This is a genomic window from Vibrio sp. Isolate33 (genome assembly GCF_022397895.1).
Taxonomy (GTDB): domain Bacteria; phylum Pseudomonadota; class Gammaproteobacteria; order Enterobacterales; family Vibrionaceae; genus Vibrio; species Vibrio pomeroyi.
Genome location: NZ_JAKEUP010000001.1, coordinates 722,511 through 739,566, shown reverse-complemented (window position 1 = coordinate 739,566; position 17,056 = coordinate 722,511). Strand labels below are relative to the sequence as shown.

Genomic DNA, 17,056 nt, shown 5'->3' with positions numbered 1-17,056 from the left:
AGTCGGTTTTTCCAAAATCGATTTTGGCACGCTCACGTTTAGATTAAATAAAAATTACACTCACTGGTTTACTTTTATTTTTTGGTATGTAAACTAGTCAGTGTAGTTTTTGAGTTGGGTTTTTCCCAACGGTTGAAGAGATACCAATGAAAAAATATCTATTACCGATTTTAGGAGTACTTGCCGTGGTCGCTATCGTAAGCACAGGTTCACAATCAAATGATAATCTAGATAAGCTTCCAAAGAAGTTTTCTAACAGTGAGTTAGAGTACAAATCGGGCATGTCTGATATTTTTTCAATCTTGAAAGCGTATGTAACCGTAGAAAGGAATGAGCCAGTGCCACGCGCAGCATTGCCTTTAATGCCGATGACAGCCGAGCAATTGATCGAAGAGCAAGAAGACGTTGCGTACCGCTTAGGTCACTCAAGTGTGATGATGAAGCTGGATGGCAAGCTAGTGATGACTGACCCTGTGTTCAGTGATCGCGCATCGCCAGTGCAATGGATGGGGCCAAAGCGCTTCCACCCAACCCCTATCTCACTGCAAGAGCTTCCCTACGTTGATGTGGTAGTGATCAGCCATGACCACTACGACCATTTAGATAAAGGTGCAGTAAAGGTATTAGCCGACAAAGTAGGGACATTCTTGGTACCACTTAGAGTTGGCGCACTATTGGAAAAGTGGGGCGTGGATAAAGAAAAGATCATTGAGTTGAACTGGTGGGAATCGGCAACCGCCTCAGATATTGAGTTTACTTTGACGCCGACACAGCACTTCTCTGGCCGTGGCTTGCTTGATCGTGACCAAACTCTATGGGGTAGCTGGGTGATTAATGCTTCTGATAAGAAAGTATTCTTTAGTGGTGACTCTGGTTACTTCAATGGCTTTAAAGAGATTGGTGAGCGTTTCGGGCCGTTTGATTTAACTATGGTAGAAACGGGCGCATACAACTCACTTTGGGCAGATATTCATATGTTCCCAGAGCAGAGCGTTCAAGCGCACATCGACCTTCAAGGTAAGGTGATGATGCCAATCCACAACAGTACGTTTGACCTTTCTATGCACGACTGGCAAGACCCAATGGAACAAGCTCTCGCGATAAGCAAGGAGCGAGATGTACAGATGGTGAGCCCTGTGATGGGTGAACGACTCGTCATTTCAGAACCAGTACCAGTTCAAGCTTGGTGGAAACTGACATCGAATTAGAGCTTGTATCAAGCTAGATATAGATAAACCGCTAAACTGTACAAACCCAACTCATACACAAAACGCCACCGATCGCAGGATTCGGTGGCGTTTTTGCTTTTTGAAACGAGTGGCTTGTTCGAAAGGGCTGCTTGTTACTTAGAGCAACTTTCCAGATTCTTAGCCATTTTTTTAGCGACCTTTCGGAACTGTTCTAGTTCATCTTCGGCCATGCCTTTAGTCATTCTCTGCAGCATCTCTCGATCAATATTCGAGACTTTGCCCATGATCTCTTCACCCTTATCGGTCAGAACCAATAACTGGCTGCGCTTGTCTTCTGGGTTTGGAGACTTCTTCACAAGCTCTTGATTGATCAATGCGTTAACTAATCTCGTGACCTGCGCTTTATCGCGATTTAAGAAGTGCGCGATATCGATAGCCGTACATGGAGACTTCTTAGTGATGATCTTCATGACACGAATGTTCATGGGTGCGATCTCAGAATCCAAGCTCTCAATCTGCTCGCTCATTTGACGTTTCAAAGAGTGCACTAAGCGAAAGATGGATTCTAGCGATGTGTTATCAGACATAAACGATCCTCAGAAAAGTAGTTGACAATATCAACTACTGTATTTATAGTTGACATTATCAACTTAATTGTTCGTAAATTCAAGACAGGAAATAGATATGACGATTCAAGCAACACTAACGCCAACTCTTCCTGAGCAAAAAGGCACACCCGTTTTATACAAAATTTTGGTCATGATGAGCTTAATGCTAACCATTGGCGGCAGCTTAACGGCCGTGATGACCTACATGAATGTCGGATTTGGTGAGGCATTCATCGGCAACTGGCTCTCTTCGTTAGCTCTAGTTGTCGTGATTATGATGCCAATTGGCATGGTAATGATGACTTTGGTGACTAAGTTGGTCGCCAAGGTATTCCCCAATTACGGCGAGAAAGCTCGCAACCTAATCGTGGGATTGATTATGGCTTTTATCATGGAGTCCATCATGGCATTTGTAACAGCGGCAAATAACGTTGGATTTTCGGATACATCGGCGTTTACCAGTGGATGGTTTAATGGATTTATTGCCGCACTTCCCATTGGCCTTGCGATCATGGTCGTGATGTCGATGACGGTTAAACCTAAGCTCGAACGATTCATGAAGAGCTAACCAAAACACTTTTTAAGCATTTTAGGAGATCCACATGAAAGCATTCACAGGCAAACACAATAACTACCGTATCACTATCGAAGAAGTGAACATCAAAGAAGATCGTGAACTGCAAACCATGCAGTTTGAAATTGAAGACAGAGAAAATATGTTCGCGATTGTTGAGAAGATCAAACAAGACAGCGGCTTAGATGAGCAATCTGCAGCGAGACTAGGAGTGAGCATTCGCTTGCTAGGCCCTTTGATGATGCAAGATAGAAAACATCCTCTGTTTGTTGATTTCATGCCGCACTTCAGAAACTTCATGCAGAATTTGAAGAAGACGTTGAAAGGACAGTAAAGTCTAATCATCAGTAATACATCGAAAAGCCAGTAACGAACTTACTGGCTTTTCTTATATCTAATACCAATCGTAGTAAATAACTGGTCAGCCTAGCTGGTTAAAACGCTCGATAACTGCGTTATAATTTTTGATTGTAGAATAACTATTTATCAAAAAATGATGCCTTGTTCTCAAACCTTTTTCCGGCGCTATTTCTGAACACTTACTTACTGTGATTGGTATAAATCAAAATAGTTTCAGTTGTTTGCGTCTAGAATATGCGAAAATTGAGGGCTGAATTTTCGGTGTTCCATCGTTGTTGAATTGTCTATTCAAGCTTCAATAAATCCGATATTATACGGGTCATAAAACTAAAGGTGGTATTATATGACAAATGTATTTAAGCAAGCGGCTGAAGAACTGCTAAGTCGCCGCGTTGCGGGAACCAAAGCACCAAGATTGAACGAACAATACCGTCCGAACAACTTGGAAGATGCGCTAAAGATCCAATCATCAATGATCGATCTCAAGAGCGACAAAGTCGGTGGTTGGAAGTGTTTACTTCCTCTGGCTGAAGACAAGTTTGTTGTTGCACCTATCTTTTCAGGTAGCATTCAACAAGGCGAAGTTTGCGAACTGTTTGCTGACAACGACGTAGTGCGTGTTGAGCCTGAAATTGCATTCACGCTTGCTAAGAGCCTACCTGCAAACCAAGAAGGTTACAGCGAAGAGCAAATCAACGATGCGATCGGTTCTTGCCACATGGCACTTGAGTTGATGCAGTCTCGTTTTGCTGATGACAGCGGTGCTGAGTTCTACGAAAAGCTTGCTGACGGACTAGTAAACCAAGGTTTGTTCATTGGCCCAGAGATTGATCGCGAAAAAGCGTTCACTTCTGCTGAGATCAATATCGAAGTGACTCAAGGCGAACAAGTTCAAGCATTCGCAGGTAAGCACCCAAATACATTACCACCAAGCCCTATCTACTGGCTGATTAACTATATGACTCGTCGTGGCGTTGATTTCCAAGCGGGCGAAGCAATCATCACGGGTTCTTACTGCGGTATCGTGGAGATGGGTTTCGATAAGCCAACGACCTTCCATTACGAAGGCATTGGCGAATACCAAGTGACGTTCCAACAAAAAAACTAAGCAAGAAAACAGCTAAATTAGCAACAGCACTAAGCAGGCAAAAGCCAGCTTCTGCATAAACGCTATCTGTTCTCGAAAAGCTATCGGTTCTCGAGAAGCAATCTGTTCTCAAAAGGCTATTTACTGGTGAGTAAATAGCCTTTTCTATTATGTGATGTTCAATGGTGTGCTTATTACTTTGCATTAAATTGGGCGTTTAGACGTCTAGACGTTGACAAGCCTTAAGTGTGACATTAGTCTGCTCACCTTCCTGTTCTATTGTGTTGTCGTTCCATGTCCAATTCGAAAAATTCTAATGCGGTAATTGCCCCTTCGGCAGTGGCGCTTATCCCTCTGATCGTGTTCCTTGCGCTGTTTATTGGCGTAGGTACGTACTTGTCACTGCAAGGTGTCGATTTTGCGTTCTATCAGCTTCCAGCTCCAATTGCAGCTTTACCTGCTGTGATGCTGGCGTTGTTGCTAAGCAAAGATAAATTGAACCGTGCTATCGAACAATTCTTGGGTGGAGTCGGTCATAAAGACATTATCGCAATGTGTATGATCTACCTATTGGCGGGTGCTTTTGCGGCTGTGGCTAAAGCGTCTGGTGGCGTTGACGCGACGGTAAATCTTGGTCTATCTGCGATTCCGACAAGCATGATCCTACCGGGTATCTTCCTAATTTCTGCGTTCATCGCGACAGCAATGGGCACCTCGATGGGTACTATTGCCGCGGTAGCGCCTGTTGCATTAGGCATTGCAGACTCAGCAGGCATGAGCATTCCACTAACAGCCGGTGTTGTTTTAAGTGGCGCGATGTTTGGTGACAACCTTTCGATCATCTCTGATACCACGATTGCCGCGACACGTTCGCAAGGCTGTGAGATGAGAGACAAGTTTAAAGAGAACATCCGTATTGCACTTCCTGCTGCATTGATTGCGATTGTTATCTTTGCTTTCAACAGCACCGCAACTCAAGTGCCTGAAACGGGTCCAATCGAGTGGCTGAAAGTTCTGCCGTACATCACTATTTTGATTCTTGCAGTTTCGGGCATGAATGTGTTCGTTGTGCTAACAATCGGTATCCTGCTGGCGGGTGGTGTGAGCCTAGGCTCTGTTGAGAACTATGGTTTGACGGATTACGCTCAAGATATCTATGCAGGCTTCGGTAATATGCAGGAAATCTTCCTACTGTCGATGCTGATTGGTGGTTTGAGTGAGCTGATGCGTCGCCAAGGCGGACTTGCGTTCCTGACTAACCTTGTAAGCGGTGTGATTCGTGCGTTTGGTTCTTCACACTCTAAGCAAGCGAATGGTCGTGCGAGTGAGCTAGGTATTGCTGGTTTGGTGTCTATGGTTAACATGTGTACGGCAAACAACACAGTAGCGATTATTGTATCTGGTAGCGTGGCTCGCCAACTGGCGGAAGAGAACAACGTGTCTCCGCGTCGCTCAGCAAGTTTGTTGGATATCTTCTCTTGTGTGATTCAAGGTGTGTTGCCTTACGGTGCGCAGGTGTTGCTATTAGGTTCGGTATTCAACCTATCGCCGCTAGAGATTGTCTCTAACTCGTACTACTGTTTTGCGCTTGCTATCGTGGCTGTGGTTACTGTGTTTATCAAACATCCAGCTCGTCAAACTGCAACTGCATAACGAGACCCCTTTATATAAGAAGGCGCCGTAATCGGCGCCTTTTTTGTGCTCTAAATATGCAGATTGTCAGTTTAGGTGGCAATCACAAATCTGAGTGCTTCCCACTTAGGCGGATCTTGATTAAAGCAGCTTCTCTAGCTCGTTTGCTGTTGCAACGTTGCCATAACCAAAGCTAAGTGCAGCCATGAACGCGGCATGGACATGTGCTGCTGGTACCTTCACACCGTTGAACTCCATATCTAATGTTGTACAAGCATCATGGGCGACGTGACATTCATAACCCAAGTCAGTTGCTGCGCGAGTCACCGCATCAATACACATGTGGCTCATTGCTCCAACAATGATCAACCTTTCAACGCCTTGTTCTTTCAATACTTTGTCCAGTTCAGTATCTCTAAAGCTGTTGATCTGCTGTTTTACAATGACAGGTTCACCTTGCAGAGGCGCTACGCTGCTATGGATTTGTGCACCATCTGAATCAGGCAAGAAGAACGGTGCTTCATCGGTTGGAAATTCATGGCGCACATGAACGATTGGCAGCTTCTTGCTTCTGAATGTCGTAAGCAATTGTGCTCCTTTAGCTGCCGCTTTTTCTGTTTCAGATAGCGCCCATTTCGCGCCTTCGTATGAAGGGAAGTAGTCGTTTTGGAAGTCGATAAGTAGTAGTGCAGTGTTTGTCATAATCCAGACCTTTGTTGTTAATGTCTTGTGGTGTAGGGCTATTATGACTACTCTCTGTTTTTTAACTCACGTCAAAAATGACAGACTATATGGCAATAGTGACAAAATCAGTAAAGGTCGAAATCATCGATTATCCAGGCTCTCTGCAGAGCGCTGTGTTTGGAGTCAAAGAGTTCCTTCAGATGGCGAACAGCCTTGATTCTGAAAATGAAGCTGTTCAGTTTCAGGTAGAGATCAAGCCTTATGGTGACTTATCGGTTTCACCGGCTAACTCAAATGAAGAGTCTAAAGCCGATATCATTTTATTGCCGCCCAACCTAGATGGCAGCTACTACTTAGAGCGTGATGATAGGCTAACGGATTATCTGATTCACTCTCATCAAAAGGGTTCTATATTGTGTTCAGCGTGCGCAGGCGTGTTCATTCTTGCTCAAACCGGATTGCTAGAAGGGCGAACCGTCACTACGCATTGGCAAGCTCAAGAAAAATTCTCGGGTTTGTACCCAGATGTTGATATCGATATCGACAAAATTTTGATTGATGATGCTGACATTATCACCGCAGGTGGTTTGATGTCTTGGATGGATCTGGCCTTGTTTATCCTGACTAAATATACGACACCGACCAATACGCGCAATTTGGGTAAATACTTAGTACTTGATACGGGGTTGAGAGAGCAACGCTACTATCAGAGCTTTGTACCGAACTATGCTCATGGCAATGACAAGATTGTTCAGGTGCAACGTTTTATTCAAAAGAACCACCACCTCCCTTTGACACTCGATCAATTGGCTGACGAAGCGTTTATGACGCGAAGAACCTTTATTCGTCAATTTACCAAAGCGACCACTTTTACGCCTATCAATTATATCCAACACGTACGAATTCAAAGCGCGTGTGAGCTATTGGAAAGCTCTCATAAATCTGTGGAGCAAATCAGCTATCTTGTGGGCTATGAAGACGTGAACAGCTTTCGAAAAGTCTTTATGAAAATCATTGGTTTAACGCCATCAAGGTTTCGGTCTAGATTTCTATCAGAAGAATGATTTACCATAGATTGATATTCAACACGTATTACTTAGCTCGTTCAGTAGCTCTGATAATAAAGCTGGTAGCGTGAGATTGAAGTGATCTTTTTCGAATTTAAACGGACTTTTAATGCTCGCCATTCCTTTACCATTTGTCGCTGCGTTGCTGTTATTCATCACTGGCGCGCTACTTAGATATCGTTACCCACAAAACAGTCAAAAGCCATTCTGGTTTATCATTCTATGCGCGTTAATGGTTACGGTGGTGGGGCTGCGATGGACGGTAGATGTTGCGTTGTTTCGCTTCTTACAGCCCATTCTCGGAGCCAGTGTTCCAGTGGCGGCTTGGCTCTGCTTTGTGGGGGCTCATCGAAGTAAACCAAATACACATTTGCATTGGATAGGCCCTGTTGTTGTTCTGGTTAGTTCATTCTTGTATCAGCATATCTGGGTTGGGACCATTGATGTATTACTGATTTCGCTATACCTCGGCTATGGCAGTTTGCTGTTGAAATCATCGTTCACTATGCCGGAACAGGTAAGGCTAACTGATGTATCGAAAGTCTTAATTGCAGAGCGGGTTGCAGGCGGAATGCTACTGTTTTCCGCTTTGGTCGATGGTGTACTCTCTTACGATATCTTGTTGCTGGATTCGCAACACACCAACTTAATCCTATCGATTGGCTATCTGGTTCTTATTCCAGCCATTGTGTCCGCTGTGATTGTTGTCAGTATTAGTATGCCTGTCGAAGAAAAAAACCAGCAAGCGAAGGCTTTATCTTCCATGTCACAACGCTCGCCAGAAGAGGCCGGCACATCGACCACACTAGCGATCAGCTTAGATGAAGACCAAGCTGAAGAAACTGCTCAGATCATGGCCAAGTTCGATGCATTAATGAGGGAGCATGAAGTATTCAAGGATCCTGATTTGTCTCTCAATAGGCTAGCGAGAAAGTTAGGCATTCCAGCTCGAAAAATATCATCGGCGGTTAACAAAACTCATAACGAAAACATTTCGAAGGTAATCAACACCTATCGAATTGAGCATGCTAAGACGTTACTGAAGCAAACTGATGAAGCGATAACTGAAATCTTCCTGAGTTCAGGCTTTCAGACCAAGTCTAATTTCAATCGTGAGTTTTCAAGAATCACTGGGCAAACTCCGAGTGAGTTTCGAAGTTCACCACAAATGGCAGATTGAGTTTGCTTGTTGTTCTGTTTATTGATTCAGAAAGCCAACAATGTCATTTAACATCAATTGATGTAGTTCACTGCGTGAAGCCCCTAGGCCGTCTTTGCAAATAATGCCATCGCCTGGCACTTCTTCATTAAGCATTGGTATAGCACCTGGTTTACAGCCTTGAATGAAGCTGAAATGAGTGGCGTTTTCATAGACTTTGTAGCGTCTTAAGTTCAATGGCATGTGCTCGGCAATATAACCAGACTCTAATGCCTGAGGAAGATCTCCTATATCGATCCCAGCAGCCAGTATTAATGTTGGCACTGTAATGCCATTTAAGCTGCCGACTGAAAAGCTACGAGCAAGCCCTAAATCAAGACTGACCGCACGTTGAACTCTTGGATCTGAAAGATCTTTATTGTTTGGTTCTTTAGCTTGGACTTTGGATAGCCCTAACTCTTCGGAAAGCCCACAAGTTCTCGGATTGTTATATTGCTTACATTCCGATTTAAACGTTGCTCTATCTATTTTCGCTCCCGCCAATTGCATCACAGTCCAACCACCTAATGAATGCCCGATAGCGGTAATATTGTCGGCGTTAGCAGACTGCTTCCACGGGGTTTCGGATAACAAGTAGTCCAGAATGCGTGAAAGATCCCTTGGCCTCTCCCACCATTTCGCTGCTTGCTTGGGGGAGTGGTCGAAAGAAGTGGTTCCCGGATGATCAGCGGCTGCTACGATGTAGCCAAGACTCGCAAGTTTAGTCGCTAACCAGTTTTGGTTTCGCCAGTTTCCTCGGTAGCCGTGTGATAGCAGTATTAATGAAAAAATGCCTGATTGAACTCGGGCATCTTTGATGACTTGAGTACCAATGAAAGCGGGGTTATCGCCAATCAAGATAGTGTCGGAAACATCTTGTGTGGGATACCAAATGGCAGTATTTAGCGGGCGACTAGGATCGTCAGTTAAGGTGACTTGAGTGAATCCGACACCCGAAGCGATGGCAGAATTGCAAAGGAAAAGTAGGGATGTGAACAGTAAATATATCCATTTCATGGGGTTTGCTCCAATTGAGGTGATTGGAGTTAATATGCGCTAAGGCTAGGTATCACGAGACCTCAAACACGATCGAGGACGCCCTAGATCGTGTTTAAGTACAAGATTAGATATTGGAACAACCTTAATTCAGCTTCGTCGTCACATACTCTTTGTTTCTAACCATAAGCCACATCAAGCCGCCTAGGGTGCCGACGGATAACTGGATAAAGCCAAGGTTTTCAATTAGCGAGTCTGGGCGAATTGAAACTAAGACCATGCCTAGTGAGCCACAGATCATGCTAAAGAATTGAATCAGTGCAACTGCAGAGCCAGTGTCGTGGTCTTGTTGGTTCAGCATCAAGTTAGTGCCGGGCACTCGCATGATGATGGCCATTAAAGTGGCAGGGGCTGCGATGAAAGCAAAGAACCAAGGTGACAAGCCACCAACAGTCAGCGTGAAGATTCCGGCGATCGCCAGTAGAGCAAAACACCCGGTAATGACCTTTTGAACTGGCATTCGATAGGACAACTTCATATAAATGGTTGGCCCGAATGAGGCGCACAATGCGTTGAATGCGAACGCGTAGCTGAACTGTTGTTCGGTGAGTCCGAAGTCATTGATGTAGATGTAAGAGCCGGCAGCCAGAAAGCCCATCAGCGCCATTGGTGTGATAGAGAAAATAACCAGTAGCTTGACGAACGAGCGGTTTTTCATGACCACGCCCATTCTTCCCCATGAACGGAACATAGAACCTTGGTACTTGGTTTCTAGCGTCTCTCGATAGCAGAACGCTAATACTGAGGCGAACGCACCAAAAATCGCGAGAGTGACGAACATCATTCTCCACGATGCGATTTTCAGTAGGAAGGCACCAAATACAGGCGCGACCATTGGCGCGATGATCACCAGTGACATGATAGTCGCCATGATCTTTTCACGTTCTCGACCCTCATAAAGATCTTTCACAATGGCGGTGGCGATAACCGTAATGGCACTGCCTGCAAACGCTTGGAAGACGCGAGCGCCAATCAATTGTTCGATGCTGTTGGTCATTGCGCATATCACGCTCGCGACCATATAGCTTGCTAAGCCAATCAATAGGATAGGCTTACGGCCAAATTTTTCACTCAGCGGTCCCCAGAACAACAGGCCTACAGCATAAGTCACGAAGTAGCTGCTTAGGGTTAGGTTAACCATGGATTGATCTGTATTGAACACCTCAACCATTTGCGGAAGTGCTGGCAAATACAGGTCGATGGTCAATGGAGGAAACGCACTGATGATGACGAGGAAAAATAGCATACCGGTCTTACCCAGTACTGGTTGTGGTTTCTTCAAGGTCTCTCCCCGTTATCCAAGAAAAGATTTCTAATGGATGTGATGTTGTGTTTCAGAAGGCGTAGGCACGTCAGACATGAAGGATAGATTCGCTAAAGAAGGTGGCGAAAGCTTCTGGGATATTGTCTGACTGCTCAATTGTATTACAAAACATTATCACTCTTATAGCTAATGAATTCAATCAGCTAGTTGTGATAGTCGTGATTTATGCATTCTCAGCTTTGATGGCTTTTCGTAACAAGCTCTCTAGCCATTTAGTAATCGGGTCTGAAGTGTATTGGTTAGAATAAAATAAACCTATATCACCAGTGGGTGTGTCTAAGTTTTTATCTAAAGGGACTGCAACAAATCGCTCGTCAAACTGCTTGGCAGCCAAAGAAGAGCAGAAGAACACCATATCTGATTCTAGGATTGTTTTGAGGATGATGCTGATATGGCGACACCGTAGGTGTACATTCATTTCTAGGCCATTTTGTTTGAACACACGTTCCGCTTTGGGCGCATCATCGTTCCAGTCTTTCATGATATGAAAGGCGAAAGATTGCGATTTTATATCCTCAAAGGTTATGTATTCAAGTTGACTGAGAGGGTGATCGGTACGGCAAACAAGAACAAAGTCGTCTTTTCCTACCTTACGTTGAATGAAGCTTTTTGGTAACTCAATAGGGAAGTAATTGACTCCAATTCTTGTTTCTTTCTTGTCGAGCGAGTCAGGCGTCGAACTTTCCCAATCTTCGATTGTTAATTCAACCTTAGGTGCTTGCTGTGAAAGAAGCTGGATGAAAGGTGGTACGAGCCATTCAGCAATGGAGGCATTCATCGCAACAGTGAGCTTCTCTTTACAAGTCGCTGGAATAAATTCTTTGGGTGCAAAGAGTGAGTTGGTTTGAGACATCAGATGCGGAACTTCATGCGCCAATTCTTCACCTCGAACCGTTAGTTCCAATTTTTGACCATTACGTACGAGTATTTCATCTCCTATCAACTCTCGTAGTTTGAGTAATGACCGACTGATAGCAGACTGACTAGTATTGAGTTCTTTAGCTGCTAATGTTGTGCTTTTTACTTTCAATAAAGTTTGCAGCGTAAAGAGTAAGTTCAAGTCAATTTTTGCCATACATAAATCCCATCAAAAATTAGGTATATTTTTGCTTAAAAGTGCATTCAGACTAACACAATACGAAATGGTAAGTTTCATGAGTCAAATGCTAAGCCACCATAGAAAAGTACCCTCTCTATGGTGGCGGTGAATTAATTGTAAATTAGGTCAGTGATAAATTATTTTTTTATTCGAGTGAATGGCGTTGCTTTCCACTCATCATTTTTTACTTTATCGCCCGGAGTATACATTCGAAGTACTGCGTACCATCCGTGGTCTGGAATCGGTAAGAAGTTTTCGTTATCTGCTTGGCCTTCCGTATTTGAGCTCATGAAAATAGTATACGTGCCATCAGCATTGGGAGTGAGAGTACGGTCGCCGCGAGAATGACGGTTCATGTCATTCTTTTCCATGAACCGCGTCTCAGCACTGTAAGCTGTGTATGACCAAAATCCGCCTTTTTCGATGTCAGGTGCTTCAAAAGTCACCGTGTAATCGTATTTGCTACCATCAAGAGGATCCCCTTGGCTGTCGACATAGTCGGCACCATACATTGTATGTTCAGCAGGTAGTCCCCATTGACCCATGTAAGTGCCAAAGGCGTGCTGGAAGCTTGGCACTGCAGTCATTTCCTCACGAGTACCCAGAATGTCGCGAGAGTCATCGAAACCAGCGTTACTAATGTGATCAAGTCCTTGTTGTCGTGCAAGCTCAATCATTTTTTGTTCTTGGTCTGTAAAGGTAGTGCCAACTGGAGCGCCTAGTTTGAGCTTAGCGAAGTCGCTCAATAGTTTTGCGTCATGATCACGCATGGTGCCTTCCGCTAGAACGAAATTTGTTCGTTCAACCCAGTTGGTAGTTTCTGGGTTAGGGTAGTTACGCTCTATCTGTTTTGGGCCTTTTTGTCCTAAGAACTCAGAGAGAGTACGAATGGTCCAGTGGTCCATTAGCGCTTGGGCTTTCGCGGAATCATCGCCACCTAAATCCATAATTCGGCCCATCATTTTCACCAAAGGATGCTCTACGTATATCACTTGATCAACACTCGCGGGCACATCACCTTGCCAACCTTCAACGGCATACATGAAAGTGCCGCCTTTCGTTCCTCTTTGTGGGGAGCCGAACGCAGAGTCAGTAAAATGCTGCATGTTCATAGTATGGAACAACCAGTAACGATTCTCGTCATGATCAGGGATTGTAATGATCACTGGTTCAGCGGCTAAATCCATCCAACCCATTAGGTGCAAGGTGTCATTATTGATGGTTGGATGAGAGGTATAAGTATCATCAGCCAGAACTCGAATATTCTGGAATCGGTTCAGTGGGTAATCTGCTTCGACGACCGTTTCGTAAAAGTATTTGTATGCTTCATCAATGCTATACGCGTATTCATAAGCTAGTTGCTCAAGTTTTTGTTTGTCGTGTTGTTGAATAGCAGCGTTTGCTTGGACTACACGTATTGTGTCTGATGGACTGTTTGCCATGGCAGGCGCAATTAATAGAGCGTTGGTTAAAGCAAATACGATAAAAGATTTTTTCATTCTCTTGACTCTCGTTGTTGTGATTTTGGAAGAGTACATGTTCTATTATTTGCTATAAATGGTATTTATTGGGCTTAATTAATATCAAAATTGATATTAATTAAGGCAAGCGAATGAATCATGTACTGGCATTTACGGTGTTAATTTGAATTAATGGAAACCTGTTTGTGTCGCAAAGTATTAGAGCTGGTAGTTGAACTCTATACGCTGGTCACCATCAGAAAAGTCGGTGTTTTCAGTCCAGTTTGCGTAGTAACGAACATTAAAGCGGGATGTAAATTGATAAGAAATAGCGAGTTCGTGAGTGAATACACTGTCTGAATTTTCCATTCCATATTGAGTAAACTCGTCAGAACCTGACAATGTTGTCATCCACATTGGGTTGTAGTTGATCCAAATATTATCTGTGACTTCAAATTTGGTGTAAGTACCCACTACCGCAAATGTGCCTGGGAAACCATAACCACCGACAGCATCGCCATTTTCGTCAAAGCTATTACTAAATGCTGTACCGACACCTGCCAGTGGGTATAGATTGAGTCGCCCCAATTTCGGTAAAGCTTGAATGAAACTGTAGGAAGCTGTACCTGATTCGCTATTAAAATCGTAATTAAGATCAATTTGATTAGCGCGACCATTGATCGTGTTCACTGAGAAATTACGATAGCGAACAGAGTCAATAGAGTCGTTGACTGGATGTTGGTCGTTGTCAGTCCAGCCAAAAGTTTCACCTCCAATACCTTTAACCTCGAACACGTTCATACCGGCTTGGTTGTCTTTACCGGTATCGTAGGTTTGGCCAATTTTTAGGTTAAGACCTTTGTCGGTGATCCCTCCGCCCACTTGGGTAAATACAGCCAACGGGTCCGACATATCTTCAACGGCGTTGTTGTCATCGGCGAAGACATTGATGGAATACATCAGAGGAATGGTGAATAAAAGGTAAGCGTTTTTTTTCATAGTAGACCTATCGTCATGCACCACATTGAGTAAACCGAAGTGGCTACGTTGTGGCTGAATTAGTGGATGACAAGAGGTTAACGATTCTTGGTTTTTGGTTCTATATTATTGATTGAATAGGGTTTATATCGAATTTGGTATAAATTTAAGGGGAGATGGATAGGTTAGATAAGTACGTGTTTCAGATGCGGTTTCTTGTTTTATCCGACAGGTTTAATTAATGGTCAGCTGTACCAATAATTCGTTCGGATAAAACAAAAAGCGGTCAAATCGAGCTTTTACATGAAACAAAAGTAGGTATGAGAGTGACTCGTTACCTCTTTCTCGGACGCTTTTCTACCAAGCCATTGCGTTCTAAGCCGCGTCTTACGCTGCTGCAGAGTTTACCAAAACGACGCAGTTCTTCGAAGTTGGGTCCTTGTCCGATTGAAATACTGTGTTCCCAGTACATCAATTCTGTGTCGACCATCTCTAGCAATTTTTTAGAACAACCAGAGCAGTTACCCTTTGGGCCACAGATAAACGTCTCTGACTCGTAAAGAGGGAGTTCGTTCTTCACTTCTTCGATGAGATTCAACATCGCTGAGTTTAAGTCTGGCTTCTTGTTGGTGAGTGGTTTTAAGCTTTGTGCTTGAGGCGCGATCATTGAAGGAGTTTGTGTGTTGGATTGTAAATTCAAAGCAGCTGATGACATATCAAAGGCCTCAAGGAAAGAAGAAGAGGGGCATCCTACTCTTCACAAGAACGTGAACCTTGATGTAGTGCAATAAGCGTGGAGATATATCCGAAAGAGGTAGGGGAAATAAGGGAGTGAGAATGATGGTGAGTGAAAAGGGGAGCCAAAAACGGCGTGGCTCCCTCAATTAAAGCTTACTATTAACTAGAGCCTACTATTAACGAGAACCCTTAGAATTCAGCGTCAAACTGGAACTCCATCCACTCTTTGGTGACTGGGTGATGCAGCGCAAGCCTTTCAGCGTGCAGGTGCAATCGGTCAGCTTTGTTGCCATACAAGCCGTCACCAACGATAGGCATGTTAAGCCCTTCTTCATGTGAACAGTGAACGCGCAATTGGTGCGTACGGCCAGTTTTCGGGTGCAGGTAAACCTTGGTTGTTTCTTGGTTTCGCTCAATCACTTCCCACTTGGTTTCAGCTGGCTTGCCGTGTTCGAAGCAGACAATCTGGCGAGGACGATCGTACAAATCGCCACGTAATGGCAAGCGAACATAACCTTCATCTTCCGTTAGAACGCCTTCAATCATTGCGACGTATCGCTTTTCGACTTCACGAGTAATGAACTGCTTCTGCAAGCTTTTGTTCGCACGTCGTGTAAGCGCGAATATCAGAATGCCAGAGGTCGCCATGTCCAAACGGTGAATCACAAATGGGCCTTCAACATCAGGATGCATTTCTTGAACGCGAGTATAGGCCGAATCTTTGATGGTTTTGCCTGGTACGGATAGAAAACCGGCTGGCTTGTGTACCACAACGATGTGATCGTCTTGGAACAAGATATCGAGGTCTTTGCCTTCAGCTGGATTTTCTAGCAATGGGTTTGGATCCACCTCTAGGCCTTTCATCATGTGGCCTAAAATCGGTACACATTTGCTTTGGCAAGAGGCGTAGTATTTCTTGTGCTTACGGATTTCAGACTTCGGTGAGCGACCCCACCAAAATTCAGCCAGTGCCAGTGGCGTATAGCCATTCAGATACGCATATTGAAGAAGTTTTGGCGCAGCGCATTCGCCAGAACCAGCTGGTGGAATCTTATTTGGCGTGTTTTCAAATATCTGGTTCAGGTCTTCGACATTACCTTCCGCATTTTGGAAAGCGTATTGTGAAAACAACTTGTGTTGAAGCTGATGAGAGATGTGTGCTCTTTGCTCTTTGAGCTCAGCTAATTGAGTCGTAAATACTTCAACTTTGCCCTGAAGCTCATTCAGAGTTTGTTCCCAGTTGAGCTTAAGGTACTTCTGCTGATTCTTGTCGGCAACACTGGCTTTGTTTAGCTCGTTATTTAGCTGTTCGAAAGCTTGCTCATTAAGGTTTTCTTTACCTTGTTCACGTTGTTCTTTACGCGTTTTGCGACCTTCAATAATCAACAAGCGTTGCGCTTCGATCTCTTTTTCTGCCTGTGCTTTCTGCTGTGCTAACTGCTCACACAATTCGAGATATTCAGTGTTGACTTGCAGCGCTTTAAATTTCGCATTCACAGCCATCATGTCAGCTGTGTCTTGATGGAAAAAGCTGTCGCTGCTCAACATGTCGAATACGGGCGGCACAAAATGGGGCAGTAGGTTTTGGTCGGCGATTTTCCCAGAGAAAGCAGAGAAGTACCCCAGCTCACCTTCTGGGCTTCTTACTAACAACACACCAAACATCTTGCCGCGACCTGCATCAGAATCGAGTCCGAAGTCATGTTGCCAATCGATTTGAGTTTCTAAGTATTGTTGAAGCTGATGCGAGGCGATTTCACACAAAGGGTGCGGTTCATAATAGAACGGGAAGGTGAAACGCTCAGGTAACGAATATGACTCGATCGGCTGTTGAAAACGAGTGAAGCAATGCTCAGGTGTGTGGCTGTTTTCTGAGTCGTGCGTTGGTTTTGATGAGTGCATATTGTCGTCTTACTTCATGGTGATAAATGGCTGTGGAACTATGGTGTATGCTTTGAGAGCTTAAACACAGTACAAGGCGGCGATTCTACTCTTTATCGA

Annotated in this window: 16 protein-coding genes; 7 read left to right on the top strand and 9 right to left on the bottom strand. The window is 44.2% G+C overall.

The window, feature by feature from the left end; translation table 11 throughout:
- Positions 1 to 146 precede the first annotated feature (146 nt).
- Complete coding sequence (locus tag L1D37_RS03090) at positions 147 to 1,208, top strand: MBL fold metallo-hydrolase (protein ID WP_239846835.1); 1,062 nt, start codon at positions 147 to 149, stop codon at positions 1,206 to 1,208.
- Between the two features lie 134 nt (positions 1,209 to 1,342).
- Here the strand turns inward: L1D37_RS03090 and L1D37_RS03085 are convergent, their stop codons facing one another.
- Positions 1,343 to 1,777 (bottom strand): MarR family winged helix-turn-helix transcriptional regulator, encoded by a 435-nt coding sequence (locus L1D37_RS03085; RefSeq protein WP_239846834.1) that lies wholly within the window; start codon positions 1,775 to 1,777, stop codon positions 1,343 to 1,345.
- Positions 1,778 to 1,874: 97 nt separating this feature from the next.
- Here L1D37_RS03085 and L1D37_RS03080 point away from each other — a divergent pair, with 97 nt between their 5' ends.
- From L1D37_RS03080 to L1D37_RS03065, 4 genes are all read left to right on the top strand, one after another.
- Positions 1,875 to 2,366 carry a DUF2798 domain-containing protein gene (locus tag L1D37_RS03080; protein WP_239846833.1) on the top strand — a complete coding sequence of 164 codons (492 nt, stop codon included), beginning with the start codon at positions 1,875 to 1,877 and terminating at the stop codon, positions 2,364 to 2,366.
- Between the two features lie 34 nt (positions 2,367 to 2,400).
- A complete protein-coding gene (locus tag L1D37_RS03075) occupies positions 2,401 to 2,706 on the top strand; it encodes a DUF3861 domain-containing protein (protein WP_065584990.1) in 306 nt (101 codons plus the stop codon).
- 369 nt (positions 2,707 to 3,075) lie between these two features.
- Positions 3,076 to 3,840, top strand: coding sequence for a hydratase (locus L1D37_RS03070; RefSeq protein WP_239846832.1), 765 nt, complete (start codon positions 3,076 to 3,078; stop codon positions 3,838 to 3,840).
- A gap of 273 nt (positions 3,841 to 4,113) precedes the next feature.
- On the top strand, positions 4,114 to 5,472 hold the full coding sequence (locus L1D37_RS03065; RefSeq protein WP_239846831.1) for a Na+/H+ antiporter NhaC family protein: 1,359 nt from the start codon (positions 4,114 to 4,116) through the stop codon (positions 5,470 to 5,472).
- A gap of 120 nt (positions 5,473 to 5,592) precedes the next feature.
- On the opposite strand, the gene L1D37_RS03060 is transcribed toward L1D37_RS03065, so the two are convergent.
- Entirely contained in the window at positions 5,593 to 6,153 is a 561-nt protein-coding gene (locus tag L1D37_RS03060; RefSeq protein WP_239846830.1) for a cysteine hydrolase family protein, read from the bottom strand.
- 89 nt (positions 6,154 to 6,242) lie between these two features.
- On the opposite strand from L1D37_RS03060, the gene L1D37_RS03055 reads away from it, so the two are divergent.
- Positions 6,243 to 7,199, top strand: coding sequence for a helix-turn-helix domain-containing protein (locus L1D37_RS03055; protein ID WP_210450155.1), 957 nt, complete (start codon positions 6,243 to 6,245; stop codon positions 7,197 to 7,199).
- A 112-nt stretch (positions 7,200 to 7,311) separates the two neighbouring features.
- Complete coding sequence (locus L1D37_RS03050) at positions 7,312 to 8,382, top strand: AraC family transcriptional regulator (RefSeq protein ID WP_239846829.1); 1,071 nt, start codon at positions 7,312 to 7,314, stop codon at positions 8,380 to 8,382.
- Positions 8,383 to 8,400: 18 nt separating this feature from the next.
- Here the strand turns inward: L1D37_RS03050 and L1D37_RS03045 are convergent, their stop codons facing one another.
- The 7 genes from L1D37_RS03045 to L1D37_RS03015 all read right to left on the bottom strand — a co-directional run bounded on the left by L1D37_RS03045 (position 8,401) and on the right by L1D37_RS03015 (position 16,957).
- The gene (locus L1D37_RS03045; protein WP_239846828.1) at positions 8,401 to 9,417 is read right to left on the bottom strand and encodes an alpha/beta hydrolase; all 1,017 of its coding nucleotides are present in this window, start codon (positions 9,415 to 9,417) and stop codon (positions 8,401 to 8,403) included.
- 124 nt (positions 9,418 to 9,541) lie between these two features.
- Positions 9,542 to 10,702: a multidrug effflux MFS transporter gene (locus L1D37_RS03040; protein WP_176680089.1), complete on the bottom strand. Its 1,161-nt coding sequence runs from the start codon at positions 10,700 to 10,702 to the stop codon at positions 9,542 to 9,544.
- Positions 10,703 to 10,943: 241 nt separating this feature from the next.
- Positions 10,944 to 11,855, bottom strand: coding sequence for a LysR family transcriptional regulator (locus L1D37_RS03035; RefSeq protein ID WP_239846827.1), 912 nt, complete (start codon positions 11,853 to 11,855; stop codon positions 10,944 to 10,946).
- A 161-nt stretch (positions 11,856 to 12,016) separates the two neighbouring features.
- Positions 12,017 to 13,378: a DUF1254 domain-containing protein gene (locus L1D37_RS03030; protein ID WP_239846826.1), complete on the bottom strand. Its 1,362-nt coding sequence runs from the start codon at positions 13,376 to 13,378 to the stop codon at positions 12,017 to 12,019.
- Between the two features lie 180 nt (positions 13,379 to 13,558).
- Positions 13,559 to 14,338: a hypothetical protein gene (locus L1D37_RS03025; RefSeq protein WP_239846825.1), complete on the bottom strand. Its 780-nt coding sequence runs from the start codon at positions 14,336 to 14,338 to the stop codon at positions 13,559 to 13,561.
- A 313-nt stretch (positions 14,339 to 14,651) separates the two neighbouring features.
- Complete coding sequence (locus L1D37_RS03020; RefSeq protein ID WP_239846824.1) at positions 14,652 to 15,032, bottom strand: hypothetical protein; 381 nt, start codon at positions 15,030 to 15,032, stop codon at positions 14,652 to 14,654.
- A 212-nt stretch (positions 15,033 to 15,244) separates the two neighbouring features.
- Positions 15,245 to 16,957, bottom strand: a complete 1,713-nt coding sequence (locus L1D37_RS03015) for an RluA family pseudouridine synthase (protein ID WP_239846823.1) — start codon at positions 16,955 to 16,957, stop codon at positions 15,245 to 15,247.
- Between the last annotated feature and the right edge of the window lie 99 nt (positions 16,958 to 17,056).

Coding starts and splice junctions, on each gene's coding strand:
- L1D37_RS03090 (WP_239846835.1), top strand. CDS start 147: ATGAAAAAATATCTATTACCGATTTTAGGAGTACTTGCCGTGGTCGCT.
- L1D37_RS03085 (WP_239846834.1), bottom strand. CDS start 1,777: ATGTCTGATAACACATCGCTAGAATCCATCTTTCGCTTAGTGCACTCT.
- L1D37_RS03080 (WP_239846833.1), top strand. CDS start 1,875: ATGACGATTCAAGCAACACTAACGCCAACTCTTCCTGAGCAAAAAGGC.
- L1D37_RS03075 (WP_065584990.1), top strand. CDS start 2,401: ATGAAAGCATTCACAGGCAAACACAATAACTACCGTATCACTATCGAA.
- L1D37_RS03070 (WP_239846832.1), top strand. CDS start 3,076: ATGACAAATGTATTTAAGCAAGCGGCTGAAGAACTGCTAAGTCGCCGC.
- L1D37_RS03065 (WP_239846831.1), top strand. CDS start 4,114: ATGTCCAATTCGAAAAATTCTAATGCGGTAATTGCCCCTTCGGCAGTG.
- L1D37_RS03060 (WP_239846830.1), bottom strand. CDS start 6,153: ATGACAAACACTGCACTACTACTTATCGACTTCCAAAACGACTACTTC.
- L1D37_RS03055 (WP_210450155.1), top strand. CDS start 6,243: ATGGCAATAGTGACAAAATCAGTAAAGGTCGAAATCATCGATTATCCA.
- L1D37_RS03050 (WP_239846829.1), top strand. CDS start 7,312: ATGCTCGCCATTCCTTTACCATTTGTCGCTGCGTTGCTGTTATTCATC.
- L1D37_RS03045 (WP_239846828.1), bottom strand. CDS start 9,417: ATGAAATGGATATATTTACTGTTCACATCCCTACTTTTCCTTTGCAAT.
- L1D37_RS03040 (WP_176680089.1), bottom strand. CDS start 10,702: ATGCTATTTTTCCTCGTCATCATCAGTGCGTTTCCTCCATTGACCATC.
- L1D37_RS03035 (WP_239846827.1), bottom strand. CDS start 11,855: ATGGCAAAAATTGACTTGAACTTACTCTTTACGCTGCAAACTTTATTG.
- L1D37_RS03030 (WP_239846826.1), bottom strand. CDS start 13,378: ATGAAAAAATCTTTTATCGTATTTGCTTTAACCAACGCTCTATTAATT.
- L1D37_RS03025 (WP_239846825.1), bottom strand. CDS start 14,338: ATGAAAAAAAACGCTTACCTTTTATTCACCATTCCTCTGATGTATTCC.
- L1D37_RS03020 (WP_239846824.1), bottom strand. CDS start 15,032: ATGTCATCAGCTGCTTTGAATTTACAATCCAACACACAAACTCCTTCA.
- L1D37_RS03015 (WP_239846823.1), bottom strand. CDS start 16,957: ATGCACTCATCAAAACCAACGCACGACTCAGAAAACAGCCACACACCT.